The 18,389-nt window shown below is 57.9% G+C and carries 15 protein-coding genes; 5 read left to right on the plus strand and 10 right to left on the minus strand.

The window, feature by feature from the left end; translation table 11 throughout:
- The coding region (locus IQ254_RS14480; RefSeq protein WP_193966866.1) for an NAD(P)-binding protein at positions 1-484 on the plus strand (484 nt) is incomplete at its 5' end.
- A gap of 7 nt (positions 485-491) precedes the next feature.
- Here the strand turns inward: IQ254_RS14480 and IQ254_RS14485 are convergent.
- From IQ254_RS14485 to IQ254_RS14505, 5 genes are all read right to left on the minus strand, one after another.
- A complete protein-coding gene (locus IQ254_RS14485; RefSeq protein WP_193966867.1) occupies positions 492-839 on the minus strand; it encodes a DUF6883 domain-containing protein in 348 nt (115 codons plus the stop codon).
- Positions 836-2,362, minus strand: a complete 1,527-nt coding sequence (locus IQ254_RS14490) for a YifB family Mg chelatase-like AAA ATPase (RefSeq protein ID WP_193966868.1) — start codon at positions 2,360-2,362, stop codon at positions 836-838. The genes IQ254_RS14485 and IQ254_RS14490 overlap by 4 nt, the downstream gene beginning before the upstream one ends.
- 331 nt (positions 2,363-2,693) lie before the next feature.
- Entirely contained in the window at positions 2,694-3,758 is a 1,065-nt protein-coding gene (locus IQ254_RS14495; RefSeq protein ID WP_193966869.1) for a DMT family transporter, read from the minus strand.
- 3 nt (positions 3,759-3,761) lie between these two features.
- Positions 3,762-5,609 (minus strand): precorrin-3B C(17)-methyltransferase, encoded by a 1,848-nt coding sequence (gene cobJ / locus IQ254_RS14500; RefSeq protein WP_193966870.1) that lies wholly within the window; start codon positions 5,607-5,609, stop codon positions 3,762-3,764.
- Positions 5,610-5,840: 231 nt separating this feature from the next.
- Complete coding sequence (locus tag IQ254_RS14505; protein ID WP_193966871.1) at positions 5,841-7,571, minus strand: diflavin flavoprotein; 1,731 nt, start codon at positions 7,569-7,571, stop codon at positions 5,841-5,843.
- A gap of 307 nt (positions 7,572-7,878) precedes the next feature.
- Between IQ254_RS14505 and IQ254_RS14510 the strand changes: the two genes are divergently transcribed.
- The 3 genes from IQ254_RS14510 (at position 7,879) to IQ254_RS14520 (ending at position 11,148) form a co-directional block, all read left to right on the plus strand.
- A complete protein-coding gene (locus IQ254_RS14510; protein WP_193966872.1) occupies positions 7,879-8,775 on the plus strand; it encodes a tRNA (5-methylaminomethyl-2-thiouridine)(34)-methyltransferase MnmD in 897 nt (298 codons plus the stop codon).
- 48 nt (positions 8,776-8,823) lie between these two features.
- A complete protein-coding gene (locus IQ254_RS32540; RefSeq protein WP_313887458.1) occupies positions 8,824-9,789 on the plus strand; it encodes an HD domain-containing phosphohydrolase in 966 nt (321 codons plus the stop codon).
- A 663-nt stretch (positions 9,790-10,452) separates the two neighbouring features.
- On the plus strand, positions 10,453-11,148 hold the full coding sequence (locus IQ254_RS14520) for a response regulator (RefSeq protein ID WP_193966873.1): 696 nt from the start codon (positions 10,453-10,455) through the stop codon (positions 11,146-11,148).
- Between the two features lie 63 nt (positions 11,149-11,211).
- Here the strand turns inward: IQ254_RS14520 and IQ254_RS14525 are convergent, their stop codons facing one another.
- The 5 genes from IQ254_RS14525 to IQ254_RS14545 all read right to left on the minus strand — a co-directional run bounded on the left by IQ254_RS14525 (position 11,212) and on the right by IQ254_RS14545 (position 17,363).
- The gene (locus IQ254_RS14525) at positions 11,212-12,180 is read right to left on the minus strand and encodes an ABC transporter permease (RefSeq protein WP_193966874.1); all 969 of its coding nucleotides are present in this window, start codon (positions 12,178-12,180) and stop codon (positions 11,212-11,214) included.
- Positions 12,181-12,184: 4 nt separating this feature from the next.
- Positions 12,185-13,234, minus strand: coding sequence for an ABC transporter permease (locus tag IQ254_RS14530; RefSeq protein ID WP_193966875.1), 1,050 nt, complete (start codon positions 13,232-13,234; stop codon positions 12,185-12,187).
- Positions 13,231-14,781 carry an ABC transporter ATP-binding protein gene (locus IQ254_RS14535; protein ID WP_228040729.1) on the minus strand — a complete coding sequence of 517 codons (1,551 nt, stop codon included), beginning with the start codon at positions 14,779-14,781 and terminating at the stop codon, positions 13,231-13,233. Before IQ254_RS14535 ends, IQ254_RS14530 begins: the two co-directional genes overlap by 4 nt.
- Before the next feature lie 511 nt (positions 14,782-15,292).
- Positions 15,293-16,345 (minus strand): BMP family protein, encoded by a 1,053-nt coding sequence (locus IQ254_RS14540; RefSeq protein WP_193966876.1) that lies wholly within the window; start codon positions 16,343-16,345, stop codon positions 15,293-15,295.
- Between the two features lie 55 nt (positions 16,346-16,400).
- The gene (locus tag IQ254_RS14545) at positions 16,401-17,363 is read right to left on the minus strand and encodes an isopenicillin N synthase family oxygenase (RefSeq protein ID WP_193966877.1); all 963 of its coding nucleotides are present in this window, start codon (positions 17,361-17,363) and stop codon (positions 16,401-16,403) included.
- Between the two features lie 295 nt (positions 17,364-17,658).
- Between IQ254_RS14545 and IQ254_RS14550 the strand changes: the two genes are divergently transcribed.
- Positions 17,659-18,270, plus strand: coding sequence for a hypothetical protein (locus IQ254_RS14550; RefSeq protein ID WP_193966878.1), 612 nt, complete (start codon positions 17,659-17,661; stop codon positions 18,268-18,270).
- Positions 18,271-18,389: the final 119 nt, after the last annotated feature.

An 18,389-nucleotide genomic window follows, 5' to 3' on the forward strand; every position in this document is an offset into this window, starting at 1 on the left:
GGTGGGCGAGGTGCTGGTCAATGTGCTGCTCAGCCGGGGCTACTCGGTGCTGGTAGTCGAAAACAGCGAAACAGCCATCCAGCGTCTGCGCAATCGCCATGCGCCGCTGGTGCAAATTCCCTACGTCTATGGCGATGCCGATAGCGAGCTGGTGCTCGACAAAACCTGCTTAGAAACTGCCAAAGCCCTGGCGATTACCCTGCCCGACCCCACCACGACCCGCCTGCTGCTGCAACGCGCCCTGGCCAAAGCCCCAGGGCTGGATATCATTGCGCGATCGCACACCAACGAAGAAATCGACGTGCTCACCCAGCTGGGGGCCAAAGAAGTCGTGCAGCCCGAGTTTGAGGCGGCCCTAGAGCTAGGCTCTCACCTGCTCAACACCCTGGGCGAAAAGTCGCTCGAAATTCAGTCGGTGCTGAATTGGATTCGCCAAGACCGCTACCGCAGCATTCGCCCCGTGCCCCAGGTGGGCGAGGGATAGGGAGTGGCTATGGAAGTCGGTACCGTCCCATACAGGGACGGTGCAGGCTAAGAGGAAAGTCTTCTCCCTGGCGAATGATCCAACAGGCCAAAACCCAGGCTTCACCGACATCTGTCTGCATAAAAAAGCGAATATTGTAATGATAGCCATATTGATCTCGACTCCTGACTACGGCGTCATTGTGAAGAGCTGCTAAGAGAAGGGCGGCTTCGAGTATTTCTTTATTTTCTAGCGTGATTCCCAATCGATCGCGAAACAGAGCCGCTTTATCTTTACCCTTGCGGTGATTGAAGTTGAGACAGTAGCGTTCTAGCTTGTCGCCGAGGTTGGCGCAATTGCCCTTGGGTAGCTTCACTGCATGCGATCGATGGTGCGGTACTGAATTGCTTCGGCTATGTGGTGGGTCTGTAAGTCCTCAGCCCCATCCAAATCGGCGATGGTGCGGCCCACCTTGAGAATGCGATCCATCGCGCGGGCCGACAGCCCCAGCTTGCGCACGGCGCCCTCTAGAAGGGTTTTGCTACTGGTGTCTAGTGGGCACCAGTGTTTGAGATGGCGGCTCTGCATATCGGCATTGCACTGCAAACCGGGCTCGGTTTTGAAGCGATCGTGGGCCCGCTGGCGGGCAGCCTGGACGCGATCGCGCACCGGCTCCGAGGCTTCCCCCGGCTGGTGCTGGGTCATCTCTTCGGGCTTGATGCGGCTGACCACCACCTGTAAATCAATCCGGTCCATCAATGGCCCCGAGAGCCGCGACCAGTAGTTTTCGCGGCTGCGGGGGCTACAGGTGCAGGGCTGCACCGAGTCGCCATAAAAGCCGCAGGGGCAGGGGTTGGTGCTGGCAATCAGCGTAAACTGGGCCGGAAACACCACCGACTGCCGGGTGCGGGTGATGGTGACGTAACCATCTTCGAGGGGCTGGCGCAGATATTCCAGCACGTCGCGCTTAAACTCTGTCAGTTCGTCGAGGAACAGGATGCCTCGGTGAGCCAGGGAAATTTCCCCCGGCTTAGGGTAGCTGCCGCCACCCACGAGGGAAGGGCCAGAGGCCGAGTGGTGGGGACTGCGAAAGGGGCGCGTATTCACCAGCGTCCCCTTCTCCTTGAGCAGCCCGGCCACCGAGTAAATTTGAGTCACATCCAGGGCTTCTTCAAATTGCAGCGGCGGCAGAATGGAGGGCAAACGCCGAGCCAGCATGGTTTTGCCGCTGCCCGGAGGCCCCACGAAGATAAGATTATGGCCGCCCGCAGCGGCAATTTCTAGCGCCCGCCGAGCCTGGGCCTGACCCTTCACATCCCGCAGGTCCAGCGCATTGGGAGCAGCGCTCATCACCAGTTCGGTATCCACCGCCACCGGCTTGTGGCCAGAGGGATGGTTGAGAAAATCGGCTACCTCCGACAGGTGGTTGAAACTGTAGACCGTCAGCCCCGGCACCACCGCGGCCTCGCGCCCGTTGTCGGTGGGCACCACCAGACCGCGAATGCCCAGTTTTTGCGCTGCTGCTGCGATCGGCAGCACCCCGGCCACCGCCCGCAGGCTGCCGTCGAGGGAGACTTCGCCCAAAAACAGCAGATCGTTGAGGGCGTCAGGATTCACCTGCTCGGCGGCGGCGAGAATGCCCACGCTGATGGGCAGGTCAAAGATGGGGCCTTCTTTGCGCAGGTCGGCAGGGGTAAGGTTGATGACGACTTTGCGCATGGGGAAGGGGAACCCGGCATTCTTAAGCGCGGCCTTGACTCGCTCCCGCGACTCTTGCACGGCGGTGTCGGGCAGGCCGACGATCACCACCCCCGGCAGCCCGCCCGAGATATCGACCTCAACTCCGACCTTGAGGGCGTCAATGCCCACCAGCGCCGCGCTCCAAACCCTTGCCAGCATGCTTTTTTATCCCTTCAGATAGCCCCTGACCCTGGGGTTTAGAGTGCCCAGGGCTTGAGGTGCGATCGGCAAACGGGGATAATAACTCTCCAGGGCGTTTGGTCAGATTGCCAGCGTTGCTGAATTAGGCGGTGAATCTGTCAAAGCACAGTCTTTGCAGCGCCCCCTAAAGTCCCCCAATCTGGAGATCTTGAGGTTGTTCGGCTCCTCCCAAGATGGGGGGCTGGGGGGCAAGTCATATCGGCAATCAGCAACGCCAGAATTGGTATTGGCGGGAATGTCTGACAAACCGACATACGTCAAGGCTGTACAACCCTAAATGCCGCCCAGCTCAAATGCCTCGAAATCCCATCCCGGTTTCAGCCTCTGGGCGCATTAAGGGCGGCGGCGGCACCACCGAACGCATGCTGCCCCACTGGTTGAGCCCAATGCCCACCAACACCACCGTGCCGCCAATATACTGGGCCATGGTAGGCGCATCTCCCAAAATCAAAAAGGCCGCTAAAATTCCGGCTATGGGGCTGAACGAATTGGCTAAGGCGATTTCGGCGGTGCGGCTGGTTTTCAAGCCTTGAAACCAGGCCAATTGGCCCCCCGCCACGATAATGACGCCATAGCCCACCATCCACTGCCAAACAAAGGGTGAAAACGCATCCTGAAAGTGGGATGGCTCAAACAGCACGATGACCGCCACAAAAAAGACGATGGTACCAATGCCGGTACGCACCAGGCTGAACAACCCCAGAGGCACCTGCTCTAGGCTGACTTTGCTGATAATGGTGGCGATCGCCGCCGCCACAGCCCCAGCTATAGCCATTAGTTCACCCTGCCCAAAGGCCAGGCCCCCCATTTGCACCATGCCCGTTTGCACCATGTCTGTTTGCACCATGGTGCTGGCAGGTTGGGGTAAGAGCACCGTCAGCCCCACCCCAATGGTTGAAACAACAGCGCCTGCGATCGTCCACCGGTTGACCCGGGCACCCAGTAGCAGCACCGACAGCGCCAAGGTCAGCGGCGGCTCGATGCGACCCACCAGCACTACGTTATTGACGCTAGTTTGCTCTAGCGCCAAGAAAAACAGGGCCGGAGCCAGCGCCCCAGACAAAATCGCCACGGCCATCAAACTCAGCCATGCCGAACCCTTGAGCCGGAGCCACTGCGACGGCAACAGTGCCTGCCGGTACACGGCACCTAGCGCCACTAGGGCCACCAGGTTACCGACAAACAGCACATTACAAAAGGAAATTGGGTTACGCCCATCCATCAAATTCTGGGCACCCAGATCCGTCAGGCGTCGCGTCACCGCATTGGCCGCCGCAAAAATGACCACCGCCATTAGCAAGTAGGCCCGGCCTGACAAACTCGGCAACTGTTGCAGCCGTGGGGGTGCACTCATGGGCTATTGACCGGTTGATTGGACAGTACTGTTGTAGCCCCGGGGCGTGATCAGCCAGGGGCCATGACGCTGGGTGCTTTGGTTGCCAATCAACACCACCGTCAGCATATCAATGGGAGCCTCCAGGAGGTGCTCCAACGTGGTGCGATGAATCATTTCATCGGGTCGATAGACCGACTTGACCACCGCCACAGGGGTATGGGCGGCGCGGTGAGTCATCAAAATACGGTGGGCGATCGCAATCTGCTGGGTGCGAGTTTTGGACTTGGGGTTGTACAGCGCAATCACGAAATCAGCCTGGGCAGCGGCCTCTAACCGTTGCAAAATCACCTCCCAGGGGGTTAGCAAGTCACTCAGGCTAATGGCACAGAAGTCGTGCATGAGGGGCGCACCCAACCGGGCAGCAGCGGCCTGCAACGCTGATATGCCTGGGCAGACCTCAACCGAGGGCGTGACGCCATCCCAGCCGGTGGCTTGCAGCTGCTCTAGCACCAGCCCAGCCATGCCGTAGATGCCGCAGTCGCCTGAGGAAACAACGGCGACACTCAGGCCCCAGCAAGCTAGATCAATAGCGCGATCGGCTCGCTGACGCTCTTGGGTAATCGGCCAGGGCTCAACAAGTTGACCAGGATGGCAGAGGGGGCGAATTTGATCGATGTAGAGGCTATAGCCAATCACCGCGTCGGCCTGGGCGATCGCATACTTAGCCGCCGGAGTAATCTGATTGAGATCGCCGGGCCCCGTACCCACCAACCATAGGTGCCCCGGGCGGGGAATATATTCTCGCTCGGCCTGGGCGATAGCCACGGTGACCGCCCCGGGTTGACCTGCAACCCGCACCACCTGTTTGGGCACCCGCAACTCACCGCCTGCAGCTACCATCGCAGCGGCCTCGGCCACGCTCGGGGTCTGCACCGCCTGTGCCACAATTGTGGAAGGGTTGGGCACCGGAATCGCTTTCAGGGCGTCAGCCGCAAAGCACCGCAGCGGCCACTGGCGTTCGGCACAGAGGGCCACTAGCCCGGCTTCATCAGCCTTGAGGTCAAGACTGGCAATCCCGGCGATCGCCCCCTCAGCCAAATGATGCGATCGGCAAACCCGGGCGATCGCCGTCTCGATCACCGCCTGAGGGGTGCCTCGTTCACAGCCCACCCCCAGCCACAGCACCCGGGGATGCCACTGGGCCTTCGGTAGAGAACTATGGGGGGCAAACTGCCGTTGTATTGGGCTAATCCACAGGCGGGCAGCGGGGGTGCCCAGGGGCTCAAAGACAAAGGGATGGGTCGTCGGCAAGTGGTCTTGCCAGAGGGTAGATCCAGCCTCCTGGAAGACTTCGACGGGCTTACCGTGGGCGATCGCCGCACTCACCCCCGTCCAGTCGCCTATACCTTGGCTCCAGCCAAAGGGAACACCCAGCACATCTACCCCCCGCAGTCCGTGGGCCGACGCCGAACCAGTAATGACAGGGTCGGCATTGAGCACCTGCGCCACCTGGCGAGTCAGTGCATCTGCACCACCCCGGTGCCCACCGCAGAGACTAATCACTTGGCAACCCGTCTCAGCCACTACCACCACAGCAGGATCGGTGGCTTTGTCCGCCAGTAGCGGGGCAATCAGCCTGACTACAGCTCCGGTCGCCAGGGCAAAAATCAACCCATCGTGGCTGGGCCAGAGCTTGGCTACCGTGTCTTTTAGCGAGCCCTGGTAAACCTGATGACCTCCCCACCCGTAAGCCTCAGCGGCTGCCGACAAATTGTCTGGAATCCAAAGCGTAATCGGTAAAACAGAGGCTAGGGGCAGTAACGCGTTTAGCCCGGCTGGGGTAGCCGTGATCGCAGCAAAAGAAGGCAAAACGGTATCTCAGAGAGGATCAAACCGAAAGCAGGCCGCCATAGACATCACCCGCAAAACCCAACTGGGCAAAAGTCTAGTGCACCACCGCCATCGATAGCGCACCCTACAGCAATCTAATCAACCAGCTTAAGAGTGTTCCAACTAAATACCTATCCGGTGTCTCTCCGCGACCGGTCCAATGGGCCGAGTTCGCGTTCCTGATCAGGATGTTTTTTTAGGTGGAATACTCTAATAGTAGTTGCCAACCTTGCGGTGGTGAACAGCGGTTTGGCCCTCAGGGTCAGAGACCTTGCCATCCTGCACAGTGCAGTACACAATCCAGTGGTCACTCACCTCCATCCGGCTAGTCACCTCGCATTCCACGTAGGCCAGAGCATCGGCCAGCAGCGGCGAACTATTATTGGCCGGGCGGGTGCGTACCCCGGCAAAGCGATCGGCACCGGGGGCAAACCGCTTGAGAAAGTGTTTCATCAAGCCCAGGTGTTTACCCTCTTCGAGAATGTTGAGCACAAAGGTATCGCCTACCTGCATCAGCGACTCAATGGCGCGGTCTTTCGCTACAGCGACGGTAAAACCCAGGGGCTGAAAGCTGGCCTGGGCAACCCAAGAGGCCAGCATAGCGCTAGACAGCTCACCCTTGCGAGCCGTGATGATGTAGAGCCCGCTGCTGATCCGGCCCAGGGCCTTCTCTAGATCGGCATCGAGGGATTTCAGCTTTTTCAACTTGCCCACCTGGGCTAAGCCCTGGCCGAGGTCGGTGCCCGCCTCTTCGCAGGCCTGGTAAACCCCTTCACCAGGGGTGTCTTTAATCCGCATCGGCGCAAAAGCTGGAATCAGCTCCAGGTCTTGAAACTTGTTGGCCAGCGGATCGATCGGTTCGTCGTCCCCCCCGTAGGATTCGTACAGACCAATGGTTTGCTTGCCGTGCACCGCCGCCAAAATAGTGCCCAGCGTCGCCTGGGTCTCCTGGGCCCCAACCCCAGAGGCCGGGGGCATGCCGATGACCAATCCCTTCGCCCGGCCCACTAGCTCAGTCACCTCCTGCGGATCAGCGGAGCGCATGTCCATCATTTCAACGGCTACACCAGTCTTGGTAATACCGCGGGCAATGGATTGAGAAATGCGATCGCTGAATCCATAGTCAGACACATAGAACACTGCCACCAGATCCTCGGCCTTGGCCTTATCCTGGCTCCAGCGCTGGTAACGCCCGGTGAGCTCGGCCACGTTATAACGCAACAGGGGCCCGTGGCCCGTGGCCACGATATTTATCGGCGGCAATGCCCCCATCCGCTTCATGGCGCTCAGCACCGAGCGAGCATTAGGGGCCATGAGGCACTCGTAGTAAAACCGAAAATCAGGCGAAATCGCCTCCAGATCTTCGTCGTAGGTGGCATCACTGCAATAGTGCAGACCAAAGGCGTCGCAGGTAAATAAAACGCCGGTTTTGTGGTCGTAGGTGAAGATAGTATCAGGCCAGTGCAGATTAGGCGCGTTGACAAACTCCAGGGTATGGCCGTTGCCCAGATCCAGGGTGTCGCCGTTTTTGACGATCAGGCGCTCAAAGGGGCGATGAACCAGGTCTTCAAGGAATGCGATCGCCACCTTAGACCCAACCACGACGGCCTGGGGGGCCAATTCCAGCAGGTCGCGAACCAAACCACTGTGGTCGGGCTCGGTGTGGCTAATCACCAAGTAGTCGATGGTTGTGGGGTCAATTTCACCGGTCAGAGTTTGGCGATAGAGGTCTCGAAACTTGGCGTGGGAGGTGTCTACCAGAGCAACCTTTTCACCCCGCACAATAAACGAGTTGTAGGTGGTGCCGTTTTGCAGGCCAAACTCGATGTCGAAGCGATCGCGATCCCAATCCAGGGAGCGAATGGTTGTGGTATCATCCGCCACCGCCTCAACCTGGATAGTGAGGCGCTTTTGCACAGTACCCGGTGCCGCTACAACCATAGATAATCTCCTGCAAGATAGTCAAAACTAACGGGGTTCAACCCAGCACTTCACTCAGATATCGGCTTTAACAACTAAAACGTTTCTTAAGCTCATTCTCGCTTTAAACCTGAGACCTGGGGGTTAAAATCTCTTATCCCTTCAATTGGGATCGGTAACCATCGACAATGGTTGAGGTAGATGGCCAGTCCTCTCGGTATTCTCTCCCCCTCAGATACAGGCTATAGCAGTATCTGAGACGCCTCCATCACAGCCAAAATTATCTTGTGGATTCGGTCTACCGCCGTCATCCAGGCTATTTAATCCTATGCGATCCCCTACCGGAAACTTGGTGCTGGCCCCCACTGCCGATGGGTCAATGACGTTGTTTTCAGAAGACTTTGGCGAGTGGTTTCATAGCCGCGCCGGAGCCTACACCGAAGCTTATACCACCTATGTAGACGCCACGGGCCTAGTCAGGCTAGCCCAATCTCCTAGCCTTAACCTCCTCGACGTGTGCTACGGCCTGGGATACAACACAGCGGCAGCCCTGGATACTATTTTGCAGGTTAACCCAGCTTGTCAGGTGCAGCTGATGGCTCTAGAGCTAGACCCACGAGTGCCTCGTCAGGCGGTACAGGCTCAACTCATCGACAGTTGGTCAGCCCCTGTACAAGCTTGCCTACAAGAGTTAGCCACCACGGGGCAAGCTCAGCGCTCCTGGCTCGAAGCTACCGTGCTATGGGGCGATGCTCGGCACTGCATTCAGGCGGTAGAAGCGTCAGGATTTCAGGCTGATGTGATTTTCTTTGATCCCTTTTCACCCCCCCACTGCCCCGAACTGTGGACGGTAGAATTTATCGCTCGGGTGAGTCGCTGCCTGAGTCCCGAGGGAAAACTAGCCACGTATTCTGCCGCTGCTGCCGCCCGCACAGCTTTTCGCTTAGCCGGGTTGTCCATTGGTCCACTGGCGACCGCCAGTCGCCGCTGGCCAGGCACCCTCGCTCAGGTCAAGGCTTTAGGTCTAGATCAGCTTTCAGCTCCAGAGCACGAGCACCTGCTCACCCGGGCGGCTGTGCCCTATCGCGACCCCAACCTAAACGATAGCGCTGATACCATTCGCCAGCGGCGTCAGCGAGAGCAAGCCGACTCAGACTTAGTACCCACGTCGCACTGGCGCAAGCGGTGGCTCTCCACCCATAGCAAAGTTCCCTCCACTAGATAGGCTCAGGAGCTAGGTTCTTCAGGTTGTTGCCATTTCCAGGTTGTTGCCGTGTCTTCCCAAAATTCTTTACCGCCCCGAGTACTCGTAGTCGATGACCATGCTCCCAGCCGCATGACCGCCATCGCTCTGCTTTCAATCGATGGCTATCAACTGGAGCAGGCTCACTGTGGCCAAAGTGCTCTCACTCGAGTATCTCAAGACCCACCCGACTTAATTCTGCTCGATGTGATGATGCCGGGCCTCGACGGCTATGAGGTGTGCCGACAGCTTAAAGCCAATGACGATACTCGGCTCATACCCATCGTATTTGTCACGGCCCTGGGCGATCGCGACGCCAAGCTAAGGGGCATCGAAGCAGGGGCCGACGATTTTTTAACCAAGCCCTTTGACCAGCTAGCGCTATCGGCACGGGTGAGGTCACTGGTACACCAAAAACGCCTCAACGAAGACCTCGACCACGCCGAAAAAGTCCTCTTTTCCATCGCTCGTACCATTGAAAGTCGGGATCCCAATACCGGCGACCACTGCGATCGCCTGGTGAGTTTAGGGCGCTCCTTTGGTAGATATCTGGGCCTATCTGCAACCCATATTCGCGATCTAACCTGGGCAGGGTATCTGCACGACATCGGCAAAGTGGGCATACCCGATGCAGTACTGCTCAAAACGGGGCCTCTTACCGCCACAGAGCGCAGCATCATGGAGCAGCATGTAGCCATTGGCGAGAATATTTGCCGTCCATTGCGCACGATGCAGGGCGTGATCCCGATCATTCGCCATCATCACGAGCGCTGGAACGGCAGCGGCTATCCCGATGGCTTAGCGGGGCCAGCCATACCTCGGCTGGCACAGATTTTCCAGCTGATCGATATCTTCGACGCCCTTACTCACCATCGACCCTATAAACCAGCCTTTTCTAGCGAAGAATCGCTACGTATTATGGCTCAAGAGGTCGAGCGGGGTTGGCGCGACCCGGCTTTGATGAAGCAGTTCACCGCCTTTATTAACCAGCATTAGCTCGATATCACAGTCAGCCCTAAACGAGTAGCCCCACAGGTTGAGCAACCCTAGGCCTTGCAGCTCTATCCCTAGCCATCGACCTGTTTCAACACAGGCAGCATGACTAATACCCAATCCAAATCGCACAACCCTGATTCAAAACAGGCGGCTTGCGTAGGGGCAAACGGCGTTTGCCCAGCCCAATCGGGGGCAACCACACAGGATTCAGTATCAGGTCAACAGAAATCGCATCCTCCTGAACCATATTGCTAAATATGTAGCGCTTTTATCTTTTTTGTAGTGCGAAACGCTCTTACATTAGAACCAATATTCCTGATTACGCCATCGGAGTTTCGCAGCGGCTGCTCTCAGCAAGGTGGTCATCACAGCAGCCTTTACGCAGTTCACTTAGAAACTCATAGATTTTGGGTTGCGCCAAGGCTATCGCCACAGCAGCGCAGGTATTAGGTTCAGTTACCGATATTCTTCTGGTAGTTGCCAATGGCAATCTAAGGGTTTTTTCAATATTGCGGTCAACTCAATGCTTGAATTTAGAAACACGTTTAGGGGATTGCTGAAACCGTGGATTTACCGCAGAAGCTAGCATTTGTTGTTCAATCTAACCGTCTGCAGGCATTGGTGTGGCAAGCCCTGCTCAAATCACAAAATCTAGCTGTCATTTTGGAACCAACCAATGGTGACCTAGCCGACTGCATGAGCCAAATTTCGACCGCTGGGCTTACCCTTCCCGATGTCATCCTGCTAGATGCCGAGGCTACCACGCTCAATCCCTACGAATTTTGCCGGTGGTGCCGCGATACCTTTCCCAATATTCAAATTTTCCTCACTCGCTTTCAACAGATGCATGTTTCAGACACTGAGCGGCGTTGGGCCAAACAACAGGGGGCCAATGACTTCCTCAGTGGCTTTAATCGCCATACTCTCATGAGCCATGCCACCGAGAACGTCAAGCGTATTCTCACGAGTCTCGATCATCCTTTTCTCAATGAGAACACGCTGCTAACCGTGCTCTTGAATATTCGCCGTCAACTCAGCACGACCCAAACCAAAGGCCAAACCCCTGCTGCCCAGCGCGATCGCCCTGAGTCTAAAGCCAGAGAGTTACCTGGCGTAGTTGCCGCCCCACCCCCACAGCCTATTTCCGCTAATGCCCCAGACCCCCTCAATGATGTCGCCTGGGTGACCTCTGGGTTACGGGCTCTGGACAATAGCTCCGCGAGAAAAATAGCTCAAGAATCATTTGCGTCACCGCCCCCCGCCGTAAAATCTAGCTCTTTACCCAAACCCATAGATAATTCCGCAGAGAAAGTGGTCAATGGCGCTGTTGTGCGCCGCTATCGGGGTGTAGTCTATTAGCGTCTAGGCGGTCATTTTGATGATAGGCAAGTCTAATCGGTGTGCTCAGCAGAACTTAGGGGCTTACCGGTTGCCTTTAACGTAGGGAATACCCAGGGCGGCTGGGGTCTGGTCGCGAGCATTGCCAAATAGCAGCACTACAAGCGTCAGCACGTAGGGCAGCATCAGCAGAAATTCGTAGGGTATTGCTTCAGACCCTAGGGCCTGAATCCGAAACTGGAGGGCGTCGGCAACGCCAAACAGCAGTGCACCACCTAGGGCCAGACCTGGATTCCAGCGCGAGAAAAAGACGATCGCGATCGCAATCCAACCCCGTCCTGCCGTTACCCCTTCAATAAACAAGTTGAGCTGCACCACCGTGAGCACGGCACCGCCCAGGCCAGCCATGCCTGAGCCAATCAGCGTACAGAGGTAGCGTAGGCGAGTGACGTTGAGCCCAGAGGTCGCCACCGCCGCAGGGTTCTCCCCCACCGCTCGAATTTGAAGACCCCAATTGGTGCGAAACAGCAGGAAACCACACAGAAACACCAGGGCAACGCTGAGGTAGACCACGGGGCTGTGGTTAAACAAAATGTCGCCAACAACAGGAATGTCTGACAGTCCTGGAATTGGCCGCAGCGCTATGCCTGTGACGCGAGCCTTGGCCAGGGCAGGATCGGCTCGATACAGGTAAGTCGTCAGGCTCTGCCCCAGCAAGACCAGCGTAATGCCCGCTACCACCTGGTCTGTGCGCCAGGTAATCGAGAGCACCGCCATCAGCAGCCCCATCAGTAACCCGGCTACGATTCCTGCGCCCAGACCAATCCAGGCGGAGAGTTCGGTCAAGCCTGTGCTTTGCTCCAGGTAATAGGTAGTGGCGAACCCGGCCCAGCCGCCCATGAGCATGACGCCCTCTAGCCCCAGGTTCATGACCCCCGATCGCTGGGTGATGATTTCTCCAAGCACCGCCAGCAGTACCGGCGTGGCCAGGCGAATACCAGCGGTGAGGATGGCGACGAGGAAGGTGAGGGTGAAGACTTGGTCCCAGGGCATGGTTTTAATTATCGCGTTGAGAGATTGCCTGCCCGGCTAGGACGCCTAGCACCAGCAGGGCCTGCAGCACACCCGCCACCGCCGCCGGAATTTGGAGCGACACGTTCAGGGTTTGAGCCCCCACCACCAACCCCGAAAAAAGAACGGCGGACACCAGGACGCCAACGGGGTTCATCTGGCCCAGCAGAGCAACCAGGATAGCGGTAAAGCCGTAGCCGTCGGAAATGCCCTGCTTGAGGCGGGTGTAGGTGTAGCTGACCTCGATCACGCCCGCCAGCCCGGCTAGAGCGCCAGAGAGCAAGAGGGCGGTCAGAATGTGCTGACTGGTATTGATACCAAGGCTGTGGGCTACGCTGATCTTGGCCCCCACGGCGCGGAGTCGAAACCCCAGCGGCGATCGCCACAGCAGCACGTATACCACGCCGACCAGCGCCAGCGCGACTAAGACGCCGAGATGCAGGCGGCTGGAAAACAACCTGGGAATTTGGGCGGCATCAACGAATTTGGCCGACTCAGGCAAAAAGCCGTCGGGGTCACGAAAGGGCACCCGCGCCGCATACTGCACCATCAGAATGCCGATATAGTTCAGCATCAGGGTGCAGATAATCAGGTTCACGCCCCGCTTCAGGTGCAGCAGGCCCGCCAGCCCGCTCCAGAGCAGGCCACCGACGATACCAGCCAGCAGCATCAGAGGAATCAGGAGCAGGGCCGGTAAATTGGGCAGCGTCAGGGCAACGATGCTACCCAGGAGCGCGCCGATATGGTACTGCCCTTCAGCGCCGATGTTCCAAACTCGGGCCCGAAAGGCAATGGTTAAGCCCAGGGCAATCAGCAGCAGCGGCGTTGCCTTGAGAATGGTTTCGGTGATCTGGCGCGAGCCGCCAAAGGCACCCAGCACCAGCACCTGGTAAGCCTCTAGGGGGTTCGCGCCGCTCAGGATAATTAAAATGCTGCTGAGCACCAGGGCGAGCAGGCCGCCGATGACGGGAGCCCAGGGTTTGAGCCACCCCAGCCCTGGCTTGCTCTGGCTAACAGGGATCAATTCAGAGGTCATGATACAGCTCCCTCTGAAGGGACGGCCCCAGATGCGGCTGAACGTTGGCGATCGCCCTCGGCTGATTTTCCGGCCATCCACAGCCCCAGCTGCTTCACATCAGCGTTCTCGGCCCTCACGACGCCCACAACTCGCCCCTCGTAGAGCACCGCAATGCGATCGCTCAGCCGTAAAACCTCCTCCAGCTCCGTTGAGATCAGCAGAATCGCGGCTCCGGCATCGCGCTGGGCCATCAGCTGGCCATGGACAAATTCCATGGCTCCGATGTCGAGCCCTCGGGTGGGCTGAGCCGCCAGGATGATGGCGTGACCCTGGGAGAGCTCACGGGCGACGACGACTTTTTGGGCATTCCCCCCCGATAGCTTGCCGCTGCGGGTCTTCACCGATGGGGTGCGGATGGTGAACTGCTGCACCAGGTGGGCGGCGTGGGCTGCCATTTTGGTGGGATGCAGCAGCCCCCTGACGTTAAAGGGCGGTTGGTCGATGTCCCGCATCAGCAGGTTCTCGGTCACGGTAAAGTCGGAAATCAACCCCATGCTGTAGCGATCTGAGGGGATGTGGGCGATCGCCCCGTCGCGGTGAATGGTGCCCTGGGTGGGCGTTCGCAACCCCATAATCACCTCCTCCAGCTCCCGCTGGCCGTTGCCGTCTACCCCAGCCACGCCCAAAATCTCGCCAGGGTAGACGCTGAGGGCAATGTCTCGCAGCGCCGGTACTTGATGGTTGCCCAGGGCCGAAATCCCCTCTAGATGCAGGCGAGGCTCCTGGGGAGTCGTAGGCAGGGGAGTGCGATCGGGACGCTGCAAATTGACCTCGCGCCCTACCATCATCTCCGCCAGCGAGTGGGTGTCGCAGTTGGCAACATCGCTGGTACCGACCGTTTTTCCATCGCGCAGAACCGTAACGCGATCGCACACCGCCAGTATTTCCTTCAGCTTGTGGCTGATGAAAATAATCGTCGTACCCTGGGCCGCCAGACGACGCAGGATGGTGATCAGCCCCTCCGTTTCCTGGGGTGTGAGCACAGCGGTCGGTTCATCTAGAATCAGAATCTTCGCCTGCCGATAGAGTGCTTTGAGAATCTCGACCCGCTGCTGTTCCCCCACCGACAGCTCCCAGATTTTGGCCTCGGGTTTGAGCGATAGGCCATACTGGTCGGCTAGGGCCATCAACCGCTGGTGCAGCGTCTGACGTGGCTCCCGCAGCACCCCAGTGGCCTGCCCCAGGATGATGTTTTCTGCCACCGTAAACGGCTCCACCAGCATGAAGTGCTGATGCACCATGCCAATGCCCGCCGCGATCGCCTCGTGGGGCGTGTGAAACCGTACTGGCACGCCATCGAGAAAAACCTCGCCCTCCTCGGCGGTATACAACCCACAGAGAATGTTCATCAGCGTGGTTTTGCCCGCGCCGTTTTCGCCCAGCAGGGCATGAATTTCTCCGGGGCGCACCGAAAAATTGACATCCTGATTGGCAATCACCCCCGGAAACCGCTTGGTGATGTCTTGCATCTCAATGGCCAAAGGAAACTGCCCAGGCTCTGTCATGGTTCACCTCAGTGAATAATTGCAGGTGTGATAGACCCTTGGCCCTCACCCCAAACCCCTCTCCCTGGGGGCTACCGCTTATACATAAGTCTTCGGTTGGTTGCCCAGAGCTATCTGGCCCCCTAAATCCCCCCATTCGGGGGGACTGTGAATTCCGGCTCCCCCCAGAATTGGGGGCTGGGGGGGCTAAATGCAGCATTTTGAGCTTCATCTAAAGATGGGCATAAGTAAAGATGTGCATAAGCAGTAGCTCTTAGGGAGAGGGACTTTGAGCCTAGGACAGTATCTTGCTCCGACTCGTGTGTACAAGGTAACCCTAGAACGCCGGTACAGAAACCCGGTTTCTCGGCCAAAATGCCAGTCATGCCGTTAGGGCAGTGACAAAGAAACCGGGTTTTTAGCCATACTGTACCGATACTCTCGGGAGAAAGGAGCTAAACCTCTGGTTCCCTCGCCCCTCGGGAAAGAGCTAGGGAGAGGGCTTTCGAGGATTTTGAATGATGTACTACTCCTACTCCGGCACAAAGGGGACTTCCAACTCACCGGACACGATCTTGGCCTTCGTCTCATCCATGGCTTTGATCACATCTGCGCTGACGGCATCCTGAAAGTCTGAAGTCACCTCCACCTGAACCACCCCCTCCGGGACGCCCAGGTTATAGAACTGATCGGCAAAGGTACCAGCCGCCGTATCTGCCAGCATCTGGTTAAACAGGGGCGTCATATTCCAGACCAAATTGGCGGCCACCACCTCGGGGCCTAACGACGACATATCGCCCACGTACCCAGTGGCAAACCCATCCACGTCCTTCGCCGCCTCGATCTGGCCGAGGGTTGGCCCCTGGCCACAGCCAATCCAGAAATCCACCCCAGTTTCAGCTTGGGACAGGGCCGCTTCCTTCGCCTTCGCCACGTCATACCAGTCCCCCACCGCCGCACTGGTCAGCGTCGCGTCAGGGCGCACCTCCTGCGCCCCCGCCAGCATCGCTTCGCCCATGGCATGGCACACCGGAATGTCAAACCCGTAGAGGGCACCGAGCTTACCAGTTTTACTCAATTCTGCCGCGACCAAACCTACCAAATACGCGCCCTGGTAGAACGGTTGATCGTAGTCGGCGACATTTTCCGATGTCTCGCCAATGCCCCCAGCCCAGGCAAAATTTACGTCGGGAAATTCTTCTGACACCTGAAACACGGCATCTTGATAGCTGAAAGAGTGGGCCACAATCAGGTCGTATCCCTCCTCAGCATACTGACGCAGCACGGCGGCCACATCGGCTGGGTCAACGGCCTCAGACATAGCAACTTCTACACCCTCGGCTTTCAGCGCTTCACCCGCTTCAAAGGCCGCCTGGTCCCACGACTGATCGTTAGAGGAACCGCTTAAGACTAGGGCGACCTTGGGTGCTTCGGAGTCGGTAGTCGCTGCAGTAGATGCTTCACCAGTATCGGTCGCGTCAGTTGAGGCAGTTTCAGTCGCGCAGGCCCCCAAGAGCAGGGGAACCGCTGCGGCGCATCCAAACAGGGCTGAGCGCAGGCGACGAGTCAAAAACGGTTGTGTCATAGCAGGAGAGGTAATGGCAAAGTGAACAAGATTGAAATCGGTTGGCAGGCTGTAGTCAATAGGTCGCCTGCAAACGACTGAGCAGATAGGCCCCAGATTTAACCGGGGCATAACGAGGCGGGTTGTCCTCACTCTGGCAGCTGGGGAAGCAGACAATGTCGGCATCGGCATCGGGCTGACAGAAGAAGGCGATGGAGTAGCGATCGCGTCCGGCCTTCTCCGGCTGAGGTAGCCCAACCCGATGCCGAGTAGAGCGAAATACATCGTTGCTCCAGCGCTGGGTCAAGTCGCCAGTGTTGATCAAAATAGCATCTGGAATCGACGGGGCCGCAATCCATTCGCCACTGACCAACTGTACCTCTAACCCCCCCACGTCATCCTGAAACAGCAGCGTCAGCGTGCCGTAGTCGGAGTGGGCCCCGGCCCGAATTTGCCCTGGCTTGGGCAGGGTTTCCATGGGTGGATAGTGCAACAGCCGCAGGGTATAGCCCCGAGACCGATGCTTGGCCGCAATGTAGGTTTCGGGCATCTCCAGGGCGATCGCAAACGCCCGAAAGATCCGTTCTGCCGCCTCAGCGCAGACCTCAAAAAAATCTGAGATGGTGGTCTTAAAGGCGTCGTGACCCGCCGGCCACCGGTTCACCACCAGGGCCTGCTGATCGTCGCTCAAGGCCTCGGCGGCAATCTCCCGCCCCAGGTTGAAGGCTTCTTTTAAATCACCGGGCTTAGTTTCATCCAGCCGCTCGCGCTCCATGCCCACGTAACCGCGATTGCTGGTTTCGCTGGACCAGGCAATGGTTTGCTTTTCGGCCAGGGGCAGGGCAAAAAACTGCTGGGCTTGCTCAAAGGCCTGGGCGATCGCCCCCTGAGGAACCCCATGATTTTTGAGATACATAAACCCCACCTCGTGGCAGGCCCGATAGATCGCCTCAGCCACGGTTTGCTTGCCCTCTGAGTCGTCGCCCAGGAACGGCGAAAAGTCAACGATGGGAATATCGACAGCGGTTTCAACGGCCATGGTGAATCTGGAGTGGAGTTCGCAGAGCATAATAGCTCGCTAATGCTATCCAATTAACTCCTGAACACCGATGACGCTTTGTATAAGGCGTAACCGTTGGTTAAGGAGAGCCACCCACCGCCTGAACGAGGAGCCTGACGCGATAAGGGCGGGGAGCCAAGGGAATACGGTGATGCCTCGCATTGTCAATTGTGAATACAAACCTGTGACGCCCTTGATGGAGAATAGTGTTGTGGGTTGGCAGCCGGTTTCAGGTATAGTCAGGCTCATCCCTCAAAATCGTGTTGTATAGATCATGGCCCAGGCCGACTCTGCATCGCCCAAACCGCAAAACAACACCCTCAAGTGGGTTGCCCTGGGCTGTGGTGGGTGCCTCGGTATAACGGTGTTAGCGGGTGTCGCGCTGACTGTTTTGCTAAGTCGCATGGTGCGGTTTGCCGTTGGCCCCGATCAAGCCGATGTCGATAGCCAAGAGTTGTTTGTCTACGCTCTGCCGGGCGAGAGTCAGAGCATTTTTACCATGGATATATTGGGCATCGAGATGAGTCAGGTCGCCAGCACCGACTCGCCCCCCTCCGTGCTGTTGACCATGGGCAAATTGCCCCGCTACCTGCAAGACCAAGCGGCCCGTGACACCTTTATTGACCAGTTTCAAGAACAGGTAACCGTCGAGGGTTCCTACCAGCTGGGCGAACAGCGGGTAGAAGAGCGCACCCTCTGTGGTCAGCCGGTGTCGGTGTTGCTCCAGTCAGGGCGGTTTGAGCAAGGGGCTAATGCCCATGACGCCGCCAGTTTACTCACCTTTGTCGACTATAACGACACGGTACGTTTTGTCTGGCTGCTGACCCATGGCGATACCCCAGCCGCAACGGCTGATCAGGTATTTTCTAGCCTCGACTGCCGCTAGAACGCCGGTACAGCAACCCGGTTTCTTGGCCAGAATGCCAGTCATGCCGTTAGGGCAGTGACAAAGAAACTGGGTTTTTAGCCATCCTGTACCGATGCTCTAGGCGGGCGGCTTTGGTG

The organism is Nodosilinea sp. LEGE 07088 (genome assembly GCF_015207395.1).
GTDB lineage: Bacteria > Cyanobacteriota > Cyanobacteriia > Phormidesmidales > Phormidesmidaceae > Nodosilinea.

What these genes read in the sequence shown, in the direction of transcription:
- IQ254_RS14490 (WP_193966868.1), bottom strand. Translation starts at nt 2,362, where the DNA reads ATGCTGGCAAGGGTTTGGAGCGCGGCGCTGGTGGGCATTGACGCCCTC.
- IQ254_RS14495 (WP_193966869.1), bottom strand. Translation starts at nt 3,758, where the DNA reads ATGAGTGCACCCCCACGGCTGCAACAGTTGCCGAGTTTGTCAGGCCGG.
- IQ254_RS14505 (WP_193966871.1), bottom strand. Translation starts at nt 7,571, where the DNA reads ATGGTTGTAGCGGCACCGGGTACTGTGCAAAAGCGCCTCACTATCCAG.
- IQ254_RS14510 (WP_193966872.1), top strand. Translation starts at nt 7,879, where the DNA reads ATGCGATCCCCTACCGGAAACTTGGTGCTGGCCCCCACTGCCGATGGG.
- IQ254_RS14525 (WP_193966874.1), bottom strand. Translation starts at nt 12,180, where the DNA reads ATGCCCTGGGACCAAGTCTTCACCCTCACCTTCCTCGTCGCCATCCTC.
- IQ254_RS14530 (WP_193966875.1), bottom strand. Translation starts at nt 13,234, where the DNA reads ATGACCTCTGAATTGATCCCTGTTAGCCAGAGCAAGCCAGGGCTGGGG.
- IQ254_RS14535 (WP_228040729.1), bottom strand. Translation starts at nt 14,781, where the DNA reads ATGACAGAGCCTGGGCAGTTTCCTTTGGCCATTGAGATGCAAGACATC.
- IQ254_RS14540 (WP_193966876.1), bottom strand. Translation starts at nt 16,345, where the DNA reads ATGACACAACCGTTTTTGACTCGTCGCCTGCGCTCAGCCCTGTTTGGA.
- IQ254_RS14545 (WP_193966877.1), bottom strand. Translation starts at nt 17,363, where the DNA reads ATGGCCGTTGAAACCGCTGTCGATATTCCCATCGTTGACTTTTCGCCG.
- IQ254_RS14550 (WP_193966878.1), top strand. Translation starts at nt 17,659, where the DNA reads ATGGCCCAGGCCGACTCTGCATCGCCCAAACCGCAAAACAACACCCTC.